The following is a 3,076-nucleotide window of genomic DNA, read 5'->3' as shown; positions in this document are numbered from 1 at the left end:
CCATCAGCCTTCCTCTGATGACCCCTCTTCCGCTCAATTGGTTGCCTATCTCGTGCCTCGGCCAGAAGCAGAGCTTACTCTGCCCAGTCTGCACCAGTATTTACAAGACCACTTGCCTGACTATATGATTCCAGGGACCTTTGTGAAACTGGACCGCTTGCCAAAGAACGAGCATGGGAAAATTGACCGTGCCCATCTGCCAAGGCCAGAGGAGGCACATATTCTACGTAATGATCATCAAGCAGAAGCAGGCCTCAGCAACCCGGTTGAGGCTAAAATTGCTGAGCTGGCGGCGTCGCTCTTACATAGAGAGCATATCGATCTTGAGGAGAATTTCTTCCGATTGGGAGGGAATTCGCTGCTGGGCGCCCAGCTCCTCCTTCGCATCTCCGAAGCATTCGGCATTGATCTGCCGCTCCAGGCACTCTTCAGAAGTACTTCACTGCGTGCTCTGGCGGCAGATGTCGACCGGCTGCTTTTTGAGAAGGTAGAGAGCATGAGCGATGATGAGGCCGAAGAGTGGCTCTCTCGCCTTGGTCTTGCATAAAAGTTGTATTTAGCTAAATATTACAGAAGTTTTACTTGCTAAAGCTAGGAAGCAGGTGCAGTAGATATGGCATCACAGAGAGATCTTTCTTCTAAGAGACGTGCACTACTTGAGAAGCTGCGTGGAGGGAATATGACTCAGCAGGCTGGAAGGGCGATGTTGCCGCCCCTGCCTCACCACGATCCAGAGCAGCCGGCCCCTCTCTCTTATGGCCAGCAGCAGCTCTGGTTTCTCTCTCAGCTACAGCCTGACTCTCCTGTCTACAATACCCCTATTGTTATCGAAATGTCTGGAACCTTGGATGAGATCGCTCTCCAGCAGAGCCTGCAGGCATTTCTAGAGCGTCATCATCTCTGGCGCTCTTCTTTCCCCCTGATCGATGGCTCTCCTATGCAGGTGGTGCAACCTTGCCCTGCGCTCCCTCTCCCTGTGACCGATTTCTCGTCCCTGCCCGCCCCCGAGCAGTTCACTGCTGCTCGTTCCCTGGTCGAGCAGCAGGCACGCCTCCCGCTCGATCTCTCTCAGGCCCCCCTGTTGCGCGCCTATCTGCTTCGTTTTTCTTCGCAGCAGCACTGGCTCGTCCTGATCGTTCATCACATTATCTGCGATGGGCACACTGTTCAGCGCATCTTGCTCCCCGAACTTTTCCACTTCTATCAGCGCTTTTGTCAGCAGCCTTCTTCAAGCATCGAAACGGCTCCTTATCAGTACGCTGATTACACGCTCTGGCAACAGGCCCATCTTTCTGGCGAGCGGCTGGAGGAGTTGACTGCTTTCTGGAAACGCTATTTAGAGGGTACTCCTACTACGCTCAGTCTACCAACTGACCGCCCACGCCCAGCGCAGCAGAGTTTCCAGGGCAGCATCTATCATTTCACTATTGCTAAAGATGTGATGGAAATGGCGCGTCACTTCGCCCAAGAGGAGGGTGTCAGTCTTTATACGGTTCTAGTGGCAGCCTTCCAGATCTTGCTCTACCGCTATAGCTACCAGGAGGACTTTCTGATTGGTATTTTCACAAGTGATCGCCATCATCGGCCCGAGTTTGAGTCCATCCCAGGATACTTTCTCAATACACTCGTGCTACGGAGCCAATTGAACAAGACGCCGAGCGGTCACGAGTTGGTGAAACAGACGTGGCACGATCTGACAGAAGTGCTGGCCCACGGCGATATGCCATTCCACTCCCTGGTTCAGCAGCTTCTCCCCGAGCGCGACCTCTCCCAGAATCCCTTGTTTCAGGTTGCCATTTCACTGGCCCCAGAACCCGCCCTACTGCCAGAGGGTTGGCGCGTCCAAGAGAGCGCGCTGTCTAGCGGAACTAGTCGCTTCGACCTCTCGCTGATTCTGGAAGAGTTGTCCGATGGCTCTCTGTCTGGCAGCTTTGAATATAGCAGCGATTTGTTCGAGGAGGAGACCATCGCGCGCCTCGCCCGCCACTGGCAAACCCTGCTCTCCTCCCTCGTCTCCGATCCCTCTCGCTCGCTCGCTTCCCTCCCTCTCCTCAGCGATGAGGAGCGCCTCCTCCTCCTCACCTCCTTCAGCTCCTCTCCCCAGCCTCTGCCTCCCGCTCCTGCTCCGGCCATCCATCTCCTCTTCGAAGCCCAGGCCCACCGCTCTCCCTCCTCCTGCGCCTTGCTGGAGCCAGCCTCCGGCTCCTCCCTCTCCTATCAAACTCTCAACTGCCAGGCCAACCAGCTCGCCCGCCTCCTGCTCTCCCTCGGCCTCTCTCCCTCCTCTCCCGTGGCCCTCCTGCTCCCTCCTTCCCCTTCCTTCTTCGTCTCCCTCCTCGCCGTGCTCAAGGCCGGCTCCTTCTATCTCCCCCTCGATCCCTCCACTCCTCCTGCCCGCCTGACCTCCCTCCTCTCCCAGGTCCAGCCCTCCTTCCTGCTCACCTGCCAGTCCCTCGCTCCCTCTCTGCCCTCCCTCCCCGCCGACATCACCCTCCTCTGCCTTGACTCCCCCGACACCCTGACGCTGCTCGCCTCCCTCCCCTCCGACAACCTCCCCTGGTCCGGCTCCCCCGACCAGCTCGCCTACCTCATCTTCACCTCCGGCTCCACCGGCTCCCCGAAAGCCGTCTCCATCTCTCACGCCAACCTGCTCGCCTCCACTCTCTCTCGCCTCCTCTTCTACCACCACCTCCCCCCTTCCCGCTTCCTCCTCCTCTCCCCCTGCTCCTTCGACAGCTCCGTCGCCGGCATCTTCTGGTCCCTCTGCTCCGGCGCTACCCTCGTGCTGCCTCCTTCCCCCCTCTCCGACCACCTCTCCCTGCTCCCCTCCTTGCTCCAACAGGCTGACATCTCCCACTTGCTCGCCGTCCCTTCCCTCTACCGCTTCCTCCTAGAACTCTCCTCCCCCGCTCAACTCGCTTCCCTGCGCTGCTGCATCGTCGCTGGCGAACCTTGCCCGCAGGCACTGGTCCACGCGCACTATGCCCGCCTCCCTCACACCCCCCTCTTCAACGAATACGGCCCCTCCGAAGCCACCGTCTGGGCCTCCGTCCACCTCTGCTCCCCTTCCGACCCC

The 3,076-nt window shown here is 58.7% G+C and carries 2 protein-coding genes; both read left to right on the top strand.

Features of this window, described 5'->3' with window-relative positions; all coding sequences use genetic code 11:
* Positions 1 to 547, top strand: a 547-nt coding sequence (locus tag BGC09_RS21960; protein ID WP_141727921.1) for a phosphopantetheine-binding protein, incomplete at its 5' end; no start/stop codon positions are given.
* Positions 548 to 679: 132 nt separating this feature from the next.
* Positions 680 to 3,076 (top strand): non-ribosomal peptide synthetase (locus tag BGC09_RS22685; protein WP_176729010.1); only part of this gene is annotated, 2,397 nt, incomplete at its 3' end.

The sequence above is a fragment of the Thermogemmatispora onikobensis genome (genome assembly GCF_001748285.1).
GTDB lineage: Bacteria > Chloroflexota > Ktedonobacteria > Ktedonobacterales > Ktedonobacteraceae > Thermogemmatispora > Thermogemmatispora onikobensis.
Note: the sequence above shows the minus strand (reverse complement) of the source record. Positions and strands in the feature narration are given on the sequence as shown.